The sequence below is a fragment of the Gracilibacillus sp. YIM 98692 genome (assembly GCF_010993965.1).
Lineage (GTDB): Bacteria > Bacillota > Bacilli > Bacillales > Amphibacillaceae > Gracilibacillus.
In genome coordinates this window covers 225,523-244,811 of record NZ_WIXM01000001.1, presented here as the reverse complement: position 1 = coordinate 244,811, position 19,289 = coordinate 225,523, and the positions used below count along the sequence as shown (strand labels likewise).

12 protein-coding genes are annotated in these 19,289 nt (G+C 37.7%); all 12 read left to right on the top strand.

What is annotated here, in order from left to right; all coding sequences use genetic code 11:
- The first annotated feature begins 15 nt into the window (after positions 1–15).
- The 12 genes from GHD00_RS01025 (at position 16) to GHD00_RS00970 (ending at position 19,267) form a co-directional block, all read left to right on the top strand.
- On the top strand, positions 16–2,760 hold the full coding sequence (locus GHD00_RS01025; protein ID WP_240468553.1) for an alpha-mannosidase: 2,745 nt from the start codon (positions 16–18) through the stop codon (positions 2,758–2,760).
- Position 2,761: 1 nt separating this feature from the next.
- Positions 2,762–4,096 carry a glycoside hydrolase family 125 protein gene (locus GHD00_RS01020; protein WP_163536229.1) on the top strand — a complete coding sequence of 445 codons (1,335 nt, stop codon included), beginning with the start codon at positions 2,762–2,764 and terminating at the stop codon, positions 4,094–4,096.
- Between the two features lie 12 nt (positions 4,097–4,108).
- Positions 4,109–5,125 carry an asparaginase gene (locus GHD00_RS01015; RefSeq protein ID WP_163536228.1) on the top strand — a complete coding sequence of 339 codons (1,017 nt, stop codon included), beginning with the start codon at positions 4,109–4,111 and terminating at the stop codon, positions 5,123–5,125.
- 18 nt (positions 5,126–5,143) lie between these two features.
- Positions 5,144–6,511 (top strand): alpha-L-fucosidase, encoded by a 1,368-nt coding sequence (locus GHD00_RS01010; RefSeq protein WP_163536227.1) that lies wholly within the window; start codon positions 5,144–5,146, stop codon positions 6,509–6,511.
- Positions 6,512–6,533: 22 nt separating this feature from the next.
- Entirely contained in the window at positions 6,534–8,819 is a 2,286-nt protein-coding gene (locus GHD00_RS01005) for a glycoside hydrolase family 3 N-terminal domain-containing protein (protein ID WP_163536226.1), read from the top strand.
- A 12-nt stretch (positions 8,820–8,831) separates the two neighbouring features.
- Positions 8,832–11,978, top strand: coding sequence for an alpha-mannosidase (locus tag GHD00_RS01000; protein ID WP_163536225.1), 3,147 nt, complete (start codon positions 8,832–8,834; stop codon positions 11,976–11,978).
- A 9-nt stretch (positions 11,979–11,987) separates the two neighbouring features.
- Positions 11,988–12,908: a hypothetical protein gene (locus GHD00_RS00995; protein WP_163536224.1), complete on the top strand. Its 921-nt coding sequence runs from the start codon at positions 11,988–11,990 to the stop codon at positions 12,906–12,908.
- Complete coding sequence (locus GHD00_RS00990; RefSeq protein ID WP_163536455.1) at positions 12,889–13,869, top strand: Gfo/Idh/MocA family protein; 981 nt, start codon at positions 12,889–12,891, stop codon at positions 13,867–13,869. The genes GHD00_RS00995 and GHD00_RS00990 overlap by 20 nt, the downstream gene beginning before the upstream one ends.
- A 20-nt stretch (positions 13,870–13,889) precedes the next feature.
- Positions 13,890–14,756: a sugar phosphate isomerase/epimerase family protein gene (locus GHD00_RS00985; RefSeq protein ID WP_163536223.1), complete on the top strand. Its 867-nt coding sequence runs from the start codon at positions 13,890–13,892 to the stop codon at positions 14,754–14,756.
- Positions 14,757–14,773: 17 nt separating this feature from the next.
- Positions 14,774–15,838 carry a Gfo/Idh/MocA family protein gene (locus GHD00_RS00980; protein ID WP_163536454.1) on the top strand — a complete coding sequence of 355 codons (1,065 nt, stop codon included), beginning with the start codon at positions 14,774–14,776 and terminating at the stop codon, positions 15,836–15,838.
- 23 nt (positions 15,839–15,861) lie between these two features.
- On the top strand, positions 15,862–18,396 hold the full coding sequence (locus tag GHD00_RS00975; protein WP_240468552.1) for a beta-mannosidase: 2,535 nt from the start codon (positions 15,862–15,864) through the stop codon (positions 18,394–18,396).
- A gap of 169 nt (positions 18,397–18,565) precedes the next feature.
- Positions 18,566–19,267 carry an HAD family hydrolase gene (locus GHD00_RS00970; RefSeq protein WP_163536222.1) on the top strand — a complete coding sequence of 234 codons (702 nt, stop codon included), beginning with the start codon at positions 18,566–18,568 and terminating at the stop codon, positions 19,265–19,267.
- Positions 19,268–19,289: the final 22 nt, after the last annotated feature.

Here is a 19,289-nt window from a genome sequence, read left to right as displayed (position 1 = left end):
AGTGGAGGAATTGTCGTGAATATATCAGAAAATAAAAAGCAAGTTCATATTATTTCACACACTCACTGGGATCGTGAATGGTATTTGCCTTATGAGAAACATCACTTTCTACTAGTAGAATTTATGGATCATTTAATCGATACATTAGATACTGATCCGAATTATAAAAGTTTCCATTTAGATGGCCAGACAATAATTTTGGATGATTATTTAGAAGTGCGTCCCGAAAAGAAAGAAAAAATAAAGAGGCTAGTAGATAAAGGAAGGATCTATGTAGGACCTTGGTATATATTGCAAGATGAATTTTTAACGAGCAGTGAGGCGAATATAAGAAATTTGCAATACGGAATGAAGGACGCTCAAAAGTGGGGGCATGTATCTAGAATTGGATATTTTCCTGATTCATTCGGAAATATAGGTCAAGCTCCACAAATATTAAAACAAGCTGGAATCAAGCATGCGGCATTTGGACGTGGTGTAAAGCCGACTGGATTTAATAATCTAGTCAGTGAAGCGGATATGTATGAATCGCCATATTCTGAAATGACTTGGAGATCACCAGATGGTTCGGAAGTTGTCGGTATTTTATTTGCAAATTGGTATTGTAATGGAAATGAAATCCCGTCTGAACGAGAAGCAGCGAAAAAGTACTGGGATGGCCATATAGAAGCAATGGAAAAGTATGCTTCTTCCAATCATTTATTGATGTTAAATGGCTGTGATCATCAACCAGTACAGAAAGATTTATCAAAAGCAATCGAACTAGCAAAAGAATTATATCCTGAGATCGAGTTTGTTCATTCTAATTTTAATGATTATGTTAAGCAGCTAGATGAACAATTAGAAAACAGTAAATTGAAAACGGTCGATGGAGAATTGCGCAGCCAACATACGGATGGATGGGGGACATTAGTCAATACAGCCTCATCAAGGGTTTATTTAAAGCAAATGAATCAAGAAGTGCAAACATTATTAGAAAGTGAAGTAGAGCCCTTAGCTACTTTTGCATATATGCTGGGGGAAAAGTATGATCATGAAGTATTGGAATACGCATGGAAAACGTTAATGAAAAATCACCCCCATGATAGTATCTGTGGCTGCAGTGTGGATGAAGTGCATCGAGAAATGGTCACTCGATTTGAAAAAAGTAAGCATATAGCAGAAAGCCTGAAGCAATCTGTGTTAGAAAAGTTGGCGAATAAAATAGATACCACATTATTTGAGCCATTTGGAAAAGAACCGATCCCTTTTACCCTTTTTAATACAACCGCCAATAAGCGAACTGGGGTTGTGACGGTTGAATTAGATGTGAAGCGAGAATATTTTGCAAATGGCGTGAATCGAAAGCAATTAGAGCGTATTGCCTTAGATAATCGTCTTTTAATAGATACACAGGGAAATACGATTGACTATGATTTAGAAGATTTAGGTGTAGTTTTTGATTATGATTTACCAGAGAATCGATTCAGGAAACCCTATTTAGCGAAAAGAGTTAAATTGTCATTCGAGGCAAAAGAGGTTGCAGGATTGAGTCATCAAACATTTGCACTCGTTATTGGTGAAGAAGAAAGGCAAGAAAAGAAAAGAGTAGCTGCATTCAGTAATAGTCTTGAAAATGAATATATACGTATTCAAATTAATGAGAACGGATCATTAAATATCTTTAATAAAACTACTAAACAGGAATTCCAACAAGTATTAGTTTATGAGGATTCTGGTGATATTGGCAATGAGTATATGTACAAACAAGCAAATGAAGATTTCCCTATTACATCAGAAGAAGTTCAAGCAACTATTACACTAATAGAAGACAATCCATTTCGGGCAACCTATGAAATCATTCATGAATTCGAAATTCCAGAGAGTGCAGAAGAACTGCTAAAGAAAGAACAACAAGAACTCGTTTGGTTTACAGGGAGAAAGGCGAAGCGTAGTAAAAAAACTGTATTATTTAAAATCAAAACACTTGTGAGTTTAGCTAGAAACAGTAAAGGTGTAGATGTTCAAGTATCCTATCGTAATATAGCGAAAGACCATCGTTTACGAGTACTTTTCCCTACCAATATTAAGAGTGAGTGGCATTATGCAGATTCCATATTTGAAGTAGCGAAAAGAGCGAACCAGCCATCAGAAGAGTGGACAAATCCAGATCACTCCCAACATCAACAAGCCTTTGTAAGTTTGCACGATAACGAAAAAGGATTAACGATTGCGAATAAAGGGTTGAATGAATATGAAGTATTAAGGGATGGGAAAAACACTATTGCTATTACATTAGTTAGATCGGTGGGAGAATTAGGGGATTGGGGGTACTTTCCTACACCGGAAGCACAATGCCAAGGAGATCAACATGCTTCTTTTAAAATTTTCCCACACGTTGATCACGATCAACCGACCGAAGTGTATCAGCAAGCATACCAATATCGAATCCCATGGTCTGTTATTCAGCTACCAGTGCAAGAAGGAATAATGCATGCTAATCATCAATATGTGGCGTTAGATGTGTCACAGGAAGTGGCATTGACTTCGTTAAAAGTTTCTGCAGCTTCAAATGATATCTTTATGCGATTTTTTAATATGTCAGATGGCAAAGGAAAAGTACAGGTAATAGATAGCGAATATTTTGAAGACTATTATCAAAGTAATGTGTTAGAGGAGAAGCTAAGTCCACTAGCTTCTAATCAACGGATTGAATTACCACCTGCACCTTATGAAATCATGACACTCGGATGTAAAGCGAGGAGAAAGAAGGGAGAATGAAATGACCAAAAAGCTACCACCAAGTATCGATACATTCATTAAAAAAGTGAAGAACTTTTATCAAGACGATCCTAAACTGCAAGAGATGTTTGAGCAATGTTTTATCAACACCTACCAAACAACCATTCGTCCGCAATTAGACGGAACCACTTTTGTTATAACAGGAGATATTCCAGCAATGTGGTTACGGGATTCGGCAGCGCAGGTACGTCCTTATTTAATGTTAGCAGATCAAGATGCTGAAATAGCGAATATGATTAAAGGTGTCATTGCAAAACAACTATTTTTTATTAATCACGATCCATATGCGAATGCCTTTAACGAGTCCCCTAATGGAAAGCGATACCATGATGATCAGACCGAGATGACGGATTGGATTTGGGAGAGAAAATATGAGGTTGATTCACTATGTTATCCGATCCAGCTTGCTTACTTGTATTGGAAGGCAACAGGTAACACGGATCATTTTAATCAATCTTTTTTGGATGCGATGAAGAAAATATTAGATGTATGGAAAAAAGAACAACGTCATACGGAAGCATCAAATTATCATTTTATCCGAGATCATTGCCCGCCTCAGGATACCTTATCTCATGAAGGATATGGTGCACCTGTTGGGTATACAGGAATGACTTGGAGCGGTTTTCGTCCAAGTGATGATGCCTGCAAATATGGCTATTTAATCCCATCGAATATGTTTGCTGTCGTATCTCTGCATCAATTATCTGAGATAGCTACGTCGGTATGGAAAAATGAAGAATTAGAAAATCATGCAAAAGAATTAGCAAATGAAATCGATCAAGGAATCCAACAATATGGAATAGTAAATCATCCGAAGTATGGTTCTATATATGCGTATGAAACAGATGGGTTAGGTCATTACCATTTAATGGACGACGCCAATGTACCTAGCTTATTATCTATCCCTTACTTAGGTTACTGTTCATTTGATGATGAAATCTATCAAAATACGAGGAAGTTTATTTTAAGTGAAGACAACCCGTATTATTTTAACGGAAAAGTTGCTAGTGGAGTTGGCAGTCCACATACACCAGATCAATATATTTGGCATATTGCACTGGCTATTCAAGGCTTAACTTCTCTAGATGGTAGTGAAAAGGAAACAATCACCCAATTATTTAAAAAAACAGATGCAAATACAAACTTGATGCACGAAGGATTTCATGTGGATGATCCGAAACAATTTACAAGACCTTGGTTCTCATGGGCTAACTCGATGTTTAGCGAATTTTTGTTAAGCCAAGTCGGTTACGCTGTGAAGGAGAGTCCATTATACGATTGGATGCATATCCATCATCATCACATAAAGTCATAGGAGAGAAACGTGATGAATTTTAAAGTATTGGTAGAAGAATCAAGAAATTCTATATTAGAAAACATTCATATCGGACATATATATGGCGTTACTAAAGATCACCAAAAAACTTTTCAAGTTGGAAATAGGAAACACCTAACATTATTAAGGTCCGCATTAAAACCATTTCAAGCTATTCCAGCCATATATCACAGAGTACCAGAAGCCTTCCAATTAACTAAAAAAGAAACAGCGTTATTGATGGCTTCACATCGTGGAGAAGACTTCCATGTCGAACAACTAATACAATTAATGAGAAAAATAGGTGTTACAGAAGATGATTTACTATGTTCGCCAACATATCCACTGAATCCTGATGCTCGTGATGAACTAATGAGGCAAAACAAGCCTAAAAGGCAAATCTATCATAACTGTTCTGGTAAGCATTTAGGTATGATAGCCCTGGCAAAAGTTTTAAAAGCAGATATACGTCATTATGATAATCTGAATCATCCAGTTCAGGAAGAAATTCGTAAGTTCATCTCTATTTTGGCTGATCAACCAATAAGTAACTCAAAAAATATTGCAGTGGATGGATGTGGCACACCAGTATATGCCTTTCCACTATCCTTAATAGCACAGTTATATTTGAATTTTATTTTTACGAGTAGTTTTGAAGATCAAAAATTACAAGAAACTCTATTCACGATTAGTCAATTAATGAATGAACACGCAGAAATGATATCGGGCACTTCAGCAATATGTTCGATACTATTACAAGATCCAAATATTTTTGCCAAAGGCGGCGCACAGGGTGTCTATTGCTTTGTCTTAAAAAAAGAAGGAATCGCCTTTTCCTTAAAGGTATTGAATGGTTCAGAAGAGGTTTGGCCACTCATTGTTGCTGAGATCCTAAGGCAAATCAATTACGGTAATGAACAAACGATACAAAAGCTAGATTCACTAACTTCTCAACTTATTGTAAATGATAACAAGAAGGTAGTTGGCCAGAAAAAAACGGTTTTTAAATTGAAAGTTAAAAAAAGATAAACAGAGGAGTTATGCAATATGGGAGAAAGTAATGAATTGGAAAAAGGTGTCCATAATTACAGTTCAGAAGAGAATTGGGTGCAACCAGATGATCCTCTATTATTAGAAAGATTGGAATGGTTTAAAGATCAAAAGTTAGCTTTAATGATGCACTGGGGACCATACTCACAGTTAGGGCTCGTAGAATCATGGGCTTTAAGTGATGAAGATGGGGAGTGGTCACGTGATGATATTGATTGGGAAGAAGACATGGAAGAATTTAAAAGACAATATTTTGATTTGAATCGAACCTTTAATCCGATCCGTTTTCAGCCTGACAAATGGGCGGAACTTGCTAGTAGAGCAGGCTTTAAATATTTGATTTTTACTACGAAGCATCATGACGGTTTTTCTATGTGGGATACGCAGGAAACAGATTATCGTATTACGGCAAAAACTTGTCCTTTTCATACACATAAGTATGCAGATATTTGTAAAAATGTGTTTGATGCTTTCAGAGAAAAGGGGATAGCAATAGCTGCTTACTTTTCAAAGGCAGATTGGCATAACCCATATTATTGGGCACCTGGGATGGAAAGAAAAAGGAAGATGTGGAGAGGTCCTTCATATGATCCTGATCAATATCCATGGGTGTGGGAGAAATTTATTTCATTTACCCATAATCAGATTATGGAATTAATGACGAAATACGGCCGCATCGATATCTTGTGGTTAGATGCTGGTTGGGTTGGTAAGCGCAACCAAGATATTCGCTTAGGAGAAGTCGTTGAAAAAGCTCGTCAAAAGCAGCCTTGGCTATTGACTGCAGATCGAACAGTAGGAGGGTTATACGAGAATTACGTGACGCCTGAACAAACGATTCCCGATCATGCCATGGAGGTACCATGGGAAAGTTGTATCACGATTGGTACATCATTTTCGTATAAGTATGAAGATGACTATAAATCATTGAGAGAAATTATTCACACCCTCATTGAAATTGTAGCAAAAGGGGGGAATTTAGCACTGAATGTTCCGCCGCAACCGGATGGCAGGCTGCCAAGAAAAGCGATTGAACAAATGGAGGAATTAGGAAAGTGGTTAGACATTTACGGGGAAGGCATATATGGAACGAGAATCACATCCCCTTATTATCAACAAAATTATGCTTTTACGAAAAAAGATGATGTAGTATATTGCTTCCGTTTATTGAAAGAAGGGGATAACTCATTTCAAAAAGAAAAAATTGTTATCCCGTACCATGAAACCGTTCATCGGATTGATTTAATCGGTGTAAGTGATGGTTTACATTTCTTTCAAGACCAAAATGGAATAACTTTAGACATTCCTGCTGCGTCAGAAAAGGATACACCTATTGCTCAAGTTTTTCGGTTTTCATCAATGTAATGATTGTTTTGGAGGATGTATTATGTATAAAACGTGTGATAGCCAAATGGAAAAACAAATCAATGATTTAATCAAAAGCATGACTTTAAAAGAAAAAGTAGGTCAACTGAATCAAAAGTTATATGGGTGGCAAGTATACAAAAAAACGGATGATGGATATGAGTTAACCGACACTTTTAAGAATCATGTCGATCAATTTGGAGGGATTGGTGCATTATATGGATTATTTCGCGCCGATCCATGGTCTGGAATAAATTTTGAAAATGGAATACCTTTAGAAGATTGCTTTCAAGTTACGAATATGATCAAGCAATATTTAAAAGAACATACCAGACTAGGAATTCCTGCTTTATTGTCAGAAGAATGTCCGCATGGGCATCAAGCATTGGATAGCACTGTTTTTCCTACTCATATAGGGGCAGGGGCAACTTGGAATCCAGATTTACAACAATCAGCATCTTCTCATGTAGCTTCTGAATTAATGGATAAAGGAGTCCATCTAGGGTTAGTCTCAACATTAGATATAGCTAGAGATCCGCGCTGGGGAAGAACAGAAGAGTGTTTCAGTGAAGACCCTTATTTAGCTTCTCAAATGACTAAAGCGGTTGTCCATGGCATGCAAGGAAGTGTTAACGATTCTCCTCATGTTTTACCAGTATTAAAACACTTTGCGGCACAAGGAGCGGCTGTTGGCGGCCATAATGCAGGGCCAGCTTTAATAGGAGAGCGGGAACTAAGAGAAATTTATTTACCGCCAATGAAGGCGGGGATTGAAGCTGGAGCATTGGCATGTATGGCAGCGTACAATGAAATAGATGGCATCCCATGTCATGTAAATAGAAAATTACTTACGGATATTTTACGAGAAGAATGGAATTTTAAAGGGATCGTGATGGCTGATGGAACTGCCTTAGATCGTTTGCTTTTACTTACAGGTGATGAAGAATTAGCTGCTGCATATGCCTTGAATGCAGGAGTCGATTTAAGCTTATGGGATGATATTTATACAAAAATAGAAGCAGCGGTTACAAACGGGAAAGTGGACGAGTCATTGGTCGATTTAGCAGTAAAACGCGTATTATATCTAAAATTCCGGTTAGGAATCATGTCTGGAAAGCCGGCTGGTAGGGCGAATAAACCTCAATATAAGCGACTGGAAAGTAAGCAGGTTAATCTAGAAATGGCAAGGCAATCGATAACTCTCATCAAAAACAATCATCATCTATTGCCTTTAAGTAAGAAACAGAAAAGAATAGCCATTATCGGACCGAGTGCGGACAATGTTTATAACATGTTAGGTGACTATACGCCCCCTCAAAGAAGAGAAGCCGTTGTAACCATAAAAGATGGTATTGCATCCATCGTCGAAAAAGATACAGAAATTTTTTACACGAAGGGCTGCGGTATTCGGTCAAAAGATACTTCAGATTTTAAGCAGGCAAAAACGTTAGCCGAAAAGGCAGATGTGATCATTCTAGCTTTAGGAGGATCTAGTGCTAGAGAGTTTGGGATGGAATTTCAGAATAACGGTGCAGTGGAACATGATGCCCAAGCTGAAATGGATTGTGGTGAAAATATAGATGTGGCAAACTTGAAGCTTGGCGGAGTCCAAGAAAGGTTAGTACAAGAGTTAGCATCTTTCAACATCCCGATGATAGGGGTACTGATTCAAGGGAGACCATACAGTTTGAAGAATATTGAATCTTATCTTGATGCGATATTAATTGGGTGGTACCCGGGTCAACTTGGGGGACAAGCGATTGCTGAAGTAATTTTCGGGGATGTGAATCCTAGTGGGAAGCTGCCCATTTCCATCCCATATTCTGCTGATCAACTTCCTGTTTATTACAATTATAAAAATAGTGGAGCAAAGCAAGATTACTATGATGAAGTAGGTCATGCGATATACCGTTTTGGTTATGGTTTATCCTACACTTCTTTTGAGTGCTCTTTTTCAACGGAGGAGATTGAATCCATTAATCTTAAATCATTGGAAAAGGGAGAGAGAGTTAAGATTTCTGTGAATATTTTAAATAAAGGATCGTATGATGGGTATGCGGTTGTCCAACTATATATTCAAGACATGGAGGCATCTGTCACTCGACGGATCAAAGAATTAAAAGCATTTAAAAAAATATGGCTGGAAGCTGGTCAATCGAAACAGGTGAATTTGGAATTAGGATTCGAAGAGTTATCGGTTTGGAATGTTCAAATGGAACAGGTAGTAGAACCAGGTAATGTTTTACTGATGGTTGGAGAATCTTCCAATCAATTAGAAACAAAAAAACTAGTGATTGATGGAGAATAGAGAGGGATAGGAATGCAGAGAATACATCGACTAATTAGAATGCTAAGAAATAATCAATATCTTGCTAGTCAGCCAATCGATAATTGGAAAATGAAAACGTTTATTTATCATGATCCGAACCAATATCAGCCATTACAGACCGAAAGTCAGCACCAAACGGTTCATATTGGTGATCATTTGATTGATTCAGGCATTACCGCCATTTTATCAAATAAGATGGAAATTCCTGCTCAATGGCACAATGAAGATGTCGGTTTATTTTTCCAGGCTTCAGGACCAGGCGGCATATCGTCACATTATGAAGGATTATTCAGTATCAATGGAGAACCTATTCAAGGGTTTGACCGTAACCGAGCATTTTGTTTTTTGCCAAAACATTTGCGTAATCAAAAAACCTTAGAGATCCATATAGAATTATTTAATCCTGTTGGTATACCAGAGGATTCATTGCGCGGCTTTAACCAAGTAGCGAGTGCGGAAACATCACCGCCACCTATTTATTTAACTAATAGTAAGCTTCTATTAGTCAATAGAGCAATACAAAGCTTCTTATATACGGTGGAAACAGCTTGTAAAACATTAGAGTTACTTGATTCTGAAGATACTCGGTATCATATTTTATATCAATCATTAGAAGATATCGCAAACGAATGGAAGCTTGGAACCGAGGAAGATTTCCACAATCCATCTAAGGCGGAGAAACATGAAGCGACATTAAAATCTGTATTACATGATCTTGCAGGTTATCGCGAAGGAACGATACGTGCTATAGGTCAATCCCATATCGATCTTGCTTGGTTATGGCCTTTAAAAGAAACGATACGGAAAGCATCAAGGACATTTTCTACAGCTTGTACCTTATTAGATGAATACGAAGATTTTGAGTATGCACAGAGCCAGCCGCAATTATTTGAGTATCTTAAAGATTATCACCCTAAGGTGTTTGAACGAGTCAAACGCCATATAGATGCAGGCCGATTTGAGATTATTGGCGGTATGTGGGTGGAACCAGATTTAAATATCCCTTCAGGTGAGTCTTTAGTAAGGCAGTTGTTATATGGGAAGCAATATTTCCAGAAAGAGTTTAATCAGGAGCCTAGGGTAGAGTGGTTGCCAGATACATTCGGATACTGTGCTTCATTACCACAGATTTTGAAAAAGGCTGATACAGACTATTTTATGACGACGAAATTGAATTGGAATGATACCAATCGTTTTCCTTATGATTTATTTTATTGGGAAGGCATTGATGGTACGAGCATCCTATCTTATTTACACACCATTCTTGGACAACAAACGAATCCGAAAGATGTGAAAGACACTTGGCAAGATTATATACAAAAGAAAGAATATGACGAAAGAATGCTTGTATATGGCTTCGGTGATGGTGGTGGCGGAGTAACGAGAGAAATGGTGGAAACGATTAAACGGTCGGATTCTTTACCGGGTTTACCAAATGTGAAATTTAGTAAAGTGCATGATTTCTTTGACCGGGTGACTCAGAAGGATCCTAAGCTGCCCAAATGGTATGGGGATTTGTATTTAGAACTCCACCGCGGTACTTATACGACCCATGCCAAAACGAAAAAATATAATCGTCAAGCAGAAGCCCTATTACGAAATGTAGAGATATGGAATACTTTCGCACATCTTATAACTGGTGCAATCTATCCTGCTCAAAAAATAAAAGAACTATGGAAACTCATCATGTTCAATCAGTTTCATGATATCGTACCAGGCACCTCGATTGAGCCTGTCTACAAGCTTTCAGATCAACAATATGAAGAGGTGATAACGAACGGAGAATCATTACAAAAAAGTGCCATTGAACATATCGTACAGCGAGTGAATACTGCAGGCCCGGGAGAACCAATTATTGTTTTTAATAGTTTAGGATGGGATAGGAGCCGTTTCGTTACATTGACAGGCAATCAAGAGTTACTTGGCAAAGAAGTGGTAGATGAAAAGGGAACAGCATATCCCGTTGAGTATGTGGAAGTAGAGAAAGACACAATCGATATGCATATATTGATTGAAAATGTGCCATCATTTGGTTATAAAACAGTTTGGTTAAAAGAGGCTAATGAACAGACATTTGCACTCACTACTTCGTTTAATGGGAAATGGGAAACAGCCCATTATATCGTAGAGTTTTCTGAACAAGGTTTTATGAGAAGACTTTATGATAAACAAGCGGATAAGGAAATTATACAGGAAGGTAAAATAGCTAATGAATTAGAGTTATTTGATGATCTGCCTACTGATTGGGATGCATGGGATATTGATCCGAATTTTGACTCTCAAAAATTAAATAATATGGAATGGGTTGATGCCAAGGTTAACTATACAGGGGAATTAACCGATGAATTACAATTTGAATGGAAGTTGAACCAATCGTATGTGACACAGCGAATCATTTTTTATCATCATTCTAAGGTGATCGATTTCGTTACAGAAGTAGATTGGCAGGAAACGAATAAACTATTAAAAGTCGCATTTCCTGTTAATATTTATTCCGCCAAAGCAACTTATGAAATACCATTTGGTTCTATTGAACGTCCAACCCATCATAATACGAGCTGGGAACAAGCTCAATATGAAGTATGTGGTCAAAGATGGGCAGATCTATCGGAAGGCAATTATGGCGTAAGTCTATTAAATGATAGTAAATACGGATATGATATCAAAGGGAAAAAGATGAGGTTGTCTCTCCTAAGATCTCCAAAATGGCCTGATCAGAATGCAGACAGGCATACTCATTCATTTATGTATTCCTTATACCCGCATCAAGGGGATTGGAGAACAGGACAAACGGTTAAAAAAGGGTTGGAAGTGAATACAACGGATGCTGTCTATTTTACTAAGCAGCATGATGGCAGCTTACAAAGTTCGCAATCTTTTATTCAAGTAGATAGCGACAGTGCCATACTTGATACGATTAAACAATCAGAAGATGAAAAAGGTATTATAGTTCGATTATATGAATCAGAGGGAAATGAAGTATCTACCGCTATCACTTTACCTGAAAAAAGTAGAATCCAAGAAACAAACTTGCTTGAGAAACCAACAGACTCTCCTTCAGTAAGTACTGATTATTATCAAACCAAATTAAAGCCATATGAAATCTGCACGCATCAACTGATAACAGATAAGGAGTGAAGAATACGAATGAAGGTCATTGTAATTGGCAATGAAGCAGAAACACAAGAACATCTCTCCTTTTGGGAAACAAAAGAGGATGTCATCGTCGAACGTACGATTGTCATGGATGAAAAGAAGATAGATCTGCTGCCAAATCCCTTCGCTTTAGAAGACCATGTGGATCTAATCGATATTTGTGTTTCAACAGAATTAAAACCTATCATCCTAAAAAAGTTAAGAGGAAGTATACCGATTGTGGTGGCATCACCTATTGCACCAATTATCCATAAAATAAAAGATGTACTAGCCTTTATAAAAGAACAACAGATGCAGGTATTTATTACGACCCCTTTGATGGCTTCGCCCGAATTCTCACAGGCTCATGCCATTATTGCCAATCAGCAATTGGGGAAAAGTGGTGTGAATCGTATTTCATTAAAATCTGATCATAAAGATAGAATGCTAGAACAAGGGATGAACCTATTAGATTGGATCTATCGAACATTTGGTGATTTCCAGACGATTTATGCCAAACAAATAGATAAGAAGACGGACACCAAAAACCTAGAATATAAAATCATTCATATTAGACATGTCGATGGTAGTTTTACTCATTTAGAAATGGCACAAGGGTTTGGAAAGGAAGAATTAAACCTGGAATTTGCAGGTGCAAAAGGGATGCTATCCAATAAAAGTGGCGAGACCATTCCGATCACGATGAATCTAGCAGAGGAAGGTAGAGTCAGTATAAATCCAACAGGTAAATCATTGGCCACACGACAATTAGAATCCCTTTATCAAAAACTATTCAACAAACAAGAGACATTGGACCGTTCCATAGAAATGGAGCATGTGCTGTATTTTGCAGATGCTATTGAGAAGTCACTACAACAACAGATGCCTGTTACGAAAGGAGATGACAACCTTGTTGAAGATCGGAATTATTAGTTTTGCCCATATGCATGCGGTTAGTTATGCTCATGCACTGCAAAAAAGCAAAAGCGCTGCATTGGTTAGTATTTGGGATGAGGAAGAAAAGAGAGGTTTAGAAATGGCTGAAGAGTATGATACGAACTACTTCCACGACTTAGATGATTTTTTAGCATCAGATATAGATGCGGTCATTGTCTGTTCGGAAAATGCATGTCATAAAGAACATGTGATCAAATCAGCCAGTTACAAGAAACATATTTTATGTGAAAAGCCAATCGCAACCGAAGTAGAGGATGCCATTGATATGATAAAAGCTTGTGAACAAAATGAAGTATTGTTACAAGTAGCATTTCCGGTAAGGTTTGCCCCTGCCATTCAAGAAGTCAAAGAACTCATGAGCAAAGGAGAAATAGGGGAAGTATTAGCAGTGAATACGACAAACCATGGTCAAATGCCAGGTGGATGGTTTATCAATCGAGAATTATCCGGTGGAGGCTGTGCTACAGATCATATTGTCCATCTTGTGGATGTGTTGAGGTGGATGTTCGATGAAGAAGTGACAAGTGTATATGCAGAATTTGATACTAGATTTTATGACATTGATGTAGAAGACTGTGGACATGTCTTGCTAGAGTTTGAATCTGGTATGGTGGTTACCATCGATCCGAGCTGGTCACGGCCAAAGACTTTCCCAACTTGGGGAGATGTGACTTTGGAATTTTTCGGTGAAAAAGGCGTATTGGAAGTAGATGCGTTTAAACAGCATTCCTTGTTCTATAACGATCATGACAATCGATTAGAACATAAGGTTTGGTCAGATGATATGGACGAGGGATTAATACAAGATTTTATTCAGTGTGTGCAAGAAAATCGTTCTCCTTTTATATCAGGTTACGATGGATTGAAAACGCTTGAAGTAGTAAAAGCTGCTTATTTATCAAATGAGAAAAAATCACCGACATCGTTATCATCATAATGTGAGTGGAGGTTATCGAAATGAAATTAGGTATGAGCTCTTACAGTTTGGCCAATGCCATTCATTCAGGAGAAATGTCGATATTAGACGTGATCCAATGGACGGCAGATCACGGTGGAGCACATATAGAGATTGTTCCAATTGGCTACACTTTAACGAATAATCAACAATTGGTTAAAGATATTGTGGCAAAGGCTAAAGAAGTAAATATTGAGATTTCCAATTATGCCATTGGTGCAGATTTTTTAGCTAGTGATGAAAAGGATTTTGCCAAGGAAATGGAACGAGTAAAACAAGAAGTAGATATTGCTTATCAACTTGGTGTGAAAAGAATGCGGCATGATGTTTCCTTTAAACCCCCAGAAGAAGCGAGTATTGAACAGTTTGAAGAAGATTTACCAAGACTTATTCAGGGATGTCAGGAAATTGCTGATTATGCGAAACAATACGATATCGTAACAAGCATTGAAAACCATGGCTTTTATATTCAAGCCAGTGATCGGATTAATCTCTTGGTTTCCAAAGTGAATCGGCCTAATTTTAAACATACATTAGATACCGGAAACTTCTTATGTGTAGATGAGGATCCAATTGTAGCGATCAAAAAGTGCATAGATCATGCTTCGATGATTCATGTGAAGGATTTCTATATTCGGAATGGAGCCTCTTATCATCCTGGCGAAGGATGGTTTCAATCTGCAGGTGGTCATTATTTACGCGGAGCTATTACGGGACATGGAGATATCGATTTACAGACAGTGTTAAAAGTCATTAAAGAGAGCGGCTATGATGGATATCTATCAATTGAATTTGAAGGAATGGAAGAATGTAAGAAGGCAAGTGAGATATCGTTAAATAATGTTCAAAATCTTTGGGATCAATTATAAAAAGGAGGAAATAAATGATGGGGAAAGTAAAGGTAGGTATTATCGGTTTAGGTTCCATTTCGGAAATGCACATTCAAGGGTATCTTCAACATAATGATGCGGAAATTTATGCAGTAAGTGATTTTAATGAAGAAAGAGCGCAACAAAAAGCAGAAGAGTATGGGGTTTCGCACTATTATACGAACTATAAAGATTTGTTAGATAATGATGAAATTGATGCAGTGAGTATTTGTACATGGAACAATTCCCATGCCGAAATTGCTATTGCGGCATTGAATGCTGGTAAAAATGTATTGATTGAAAAGCCACTCTGTAAAACGGTAGAGGAAGCATTAGCGATTCAAGAGGCTGTGGAAAATAATCCGGATCAGTTTTTACAAATAGGTTATGTAAGGAGATTTGGGACAAATACACAGGTTTTAAAGAGATTTATTGATAATGGAGAGCTTGGAGATATTTATTATGCGAAGTCTTCTTGTATTCGTGTCCTAGGTAATCCAGGTGGATGGTTTGCAGATATGGAACGTTCTGGCGGCGGTCCTTTAATCGACATCGGTGTACATGTGATTGATTTATGCTGGTATTTAATGGGCAAGCCCAAAGTAAAGTCTGTTAGTGGGAATACGTATCATAAGTTAGGAAATCGCTCCAATATAGAATATAAGTCTTTTTATAAAGCGGCTGATTATGATGCAGAAAAAAATAATGTAGAAGATTTGGCAAATGCTATTATTCGTTTTGAAAATGGTGCTTCCTTAATGGTTGATGTGAGCTTTTCACTACATGCGAAGAAAGAAAAAATGCGTGTTAGTTTACACGGTGATAAAGGTGGAGCGGAAATCGAGCCACAGCTAGAAATTTTCACAGAGAAAAATAACATTATGTTAAATAGCACGCCGCAAATTGATGATTTAACCTTTGATTTTGAAAAAGGGTTCCAACATGAGGTGGATCATTTCATTTCATGTGTCAAAGGAGAGGAGACCACGATTTGTCCGGTGGAAGATGGGGTCGAAATGATGAAAATATTAACAGGTGTATATCAATCAAGTACAGAAAAGGCTGAGGTGCATTTTGATTAATTTGATGAAATGAGGGACTGGAAGTGAGGAATCCGATCAAACAGACATTAAAAGATTGGTTTTTTAAAGAAGCGACAGCGAATGATTGGAAACGGGCAACCGTACCAGGTTGTGTCCATACAGATTTACTTAACAATGGAGCAATAGAAGATCCGTTTTATGGGAAAAACGAGTTGGATATGCAATGGATAGATAAAACAGATTGGGAATATCAAACGACTTTTTTGGTAAGAGATGATGTGTTGGAACATGAAAAGGTGGAACTTAGTTTTGAAGGGTTAGATACCTATGCAGATGTATATGTAAATGGAAATAAAATATTAGAAGCAGATAATATGTTTCGAATATGGAAAGCAGATGTAAAGTCACACTTACAGCAGGGAGATAATCAATTAACCGTATATTTCCATTCTCCTATTCAACATGATCTGCACAAGCCTGATCAGTTAGGTTATAATCTGCCGGCAGATAACGACCATTCAGAGGACGGTGGAGTAGGGGAAAAGAAATTAAGCGTATTTGCTCGAAAAGCTCCTTACCATTATGGATGGGATTGGGGACCACGCTTTGTTACGAGTGGTATTTGGAAAGAGGTTTATTTAGAAGCTTGGTCAGAGGCAAGAGTACTTGATGTCCACATAAAACAGCCATTTGTTTCGGAAAATAGAGCCGATCTTGTGGCTGAAATAGAAGTGGAAGCGACAAATGAAACAGAAGTGATTTTTAACATTTCAGATCAACATTCTATGGGAAAAGAGCAAAATTTCCGATTGAAAAAGGGAGTACAACATCTTCATATCCCGATAACGATTGATAACCCAAAGTTATGGTGGAGTAACGGCTTAGGGGAGCCGTATTTGTATCATTTTCAAATAGATTTGATACTTAATGATGATGTTCGTGCTTCTCATTATGTTAGAACTGGTTTACGTTCGATTCGTTTAGTGAGAGATTCCGACAAGTATGGGCAAAGTTTCTATTTTGAACTAAATGGGGTACCGGTATTTGCGAAAGGAGCAAACCATATCCCAAATGATAGCTTTCAAACAAGCATTACCCGAGAACGATATCGTCATGAGATTGCCACCGCAGCGCATTCGAATATGAATATGCTTCGTGTTTGGGGTGGCGGTATTTACGAGTATGACGAATTTTATAAACTATGTGACGAATACGGCATCCTAGTGTGGCAAGATTTTATGTTCGCATGCAGTATGTACCCTGGCGATGAAGCGTTTATAGAAAGTGTTAAAAAAGAAGCCATAGATAATGTGAAGCGACTAAGGAACTATGCATGTATAGCGCTATGGTGTGGAAATAATGAAATGGATGCAGCATGGTCAGAGTATGAGGAGCAAGGTGGCTGGGGATGGAAACAGCGATACAACAATACGCAGCGCCAAGAGATTTGGAAAGCATATGATGACATTTTCCATCATATTTTGCCTTCCGTGTTAGAAAAATATGATGCTAATGTAGATTACTGGCCAAGTTCACCCATGCAGGAATTATCTTATACGAAGGAGCAGCATGCCACATTTGATACGGTACAAAGAGGAGACGTTCATTATTGGGATGTATGGCATGGGCAAAAACCAGTAGAAGCATATAAAGATAAAGTTGGCCGTTTTATGAGTGAGTATGGCTTTCAATCCTTCCCTGAGAAAAAGACGGTTTTAACTTATGCTGAAGAGGAAGGCTTAGCGTTAGAGTCTGATATCATGCTCCATCATCAAAAAAATGGGGCTGGAAATCGCTTGATCAAAAATTATATGGAAATGTATTATCATCCGCCGAAAGACTTCTCATCTTTTCTGCGTATAAGTCATATTTTGCAGGCAGATGCGATTAAATCCGCAGTGGAAGCACATCGATTAAATATGCCCTATTGTATGGGCACTTTATATTGGCAATTGAATGACTGTTGGCCAGTAGCTTCTTGGTCGAGTATGGATTATTTCGGCAGGTGGAAAGCGTTGCAGTATGTGATAAAAGACAGGTTTAAACCAAATGTATTAATAGTGGATCAAACGGAAAAGGGTGTTCACTTTTATACGGTTTCAGACCAGCTGCAGTCAAAATCAGTTAACCTGCATATTTCCATCTATACTTTTTCAGGTGAGGCGTTATATACAGAAACAAAGGAAATCACCATGAAAGCAAACACTTCTACCAAAGTGAAGGAGCAGGTGCTTGAAGATCTGATTGCTTATCGACATGACGAAGATATAGTGTTGTATGCAGAAATAGAAGAACAAGGTAGATTAATAGATAATATCGTGCATTTATTGGACAAGCCAAAGCATCTAACTTTTGAGAATCCCGAAATCCATTTAGAGTATAGTGAGCAAGGTATAGTTGTCGAATCACAAAAGTTTGCTAGTCATGTTTGGCTGGAAACAGATATAGAAGGGTATTTTACAGAAAATAATTTTCATTTAATACCAGGTATGAAAAAAATAATCCCTTTTTATAAGCGGACAAGCACAGAAAAAGAAGCCTTTCAAAAAGAAAACATGGAAAATATTCGTGTTGTATCCATGTATGATCTTATTTAACGAGCTGAAAGGGTTGTCTATTCAGATAAAATAGGCAGCCTTTTTTATGTTGTGGAAAATATCAATTTAAAGAAACAGAGCCATCTGTCCTTTCGAAGGATTACTTAAAACCATTCCATTCTTCATTTGTTATAATAGACTTGCAACTGTAGATAAGGAGGAGAAATGATTGAATACGATTATTTTAGATGTGGATGATACGTTGTATGATCAGGCAATGTCTTTTCATCACACATTTCGAAAAATGATAGATGGAACGTTTACCTATGATGAAATCGATCAAATTTATCGCTCGAGCAGAAAATATAGTGAGATATTGTTTGATCAGAGCGAGGCAGGGGAGATCACGGCATTTGAATGGCAAACCGGACGAATAATTAGAGCATGCCAAGATTATGATATTCCGATGGATGAAAAGAAAGCAGCTGCCTTTCATGAAGTGTATAAGGAAGAACAGGGAAAAATCACGCTATTTCCTGAGGTGATAGAATTGTTAGATGCACTTCAACGTGAGGGCAAGCAGCTTGCGATTCTGACAAACGGGGAAGAACATCATCAGTCGATGAAAATCAAACAATTACAGCTAAACAAGTGGATCCCAGAAGAGAATATTTTTATTTCTGGAAGCTACGGCTATGCCAAACCTAAAAGGGAAATTTTTGATCTGATAGAAAAAAAGCTGGCATGCGATCCAGCGCAAACCGTTTATGTAGGGGATTCTTTTGAAAAAGATGTCATTGGTGCCAAACAAGCGGGATGGCAGGCCATTTGGATAAATCACCGGACAAGAGAGATGGATCAGGACAGTGCGTTTTACCCAGATAAAGAAGTTCATAGTGCGGAAGAGCTTATGAGGTATTTTTTGACATAAGTGAGCACATTTATGAAGCGGA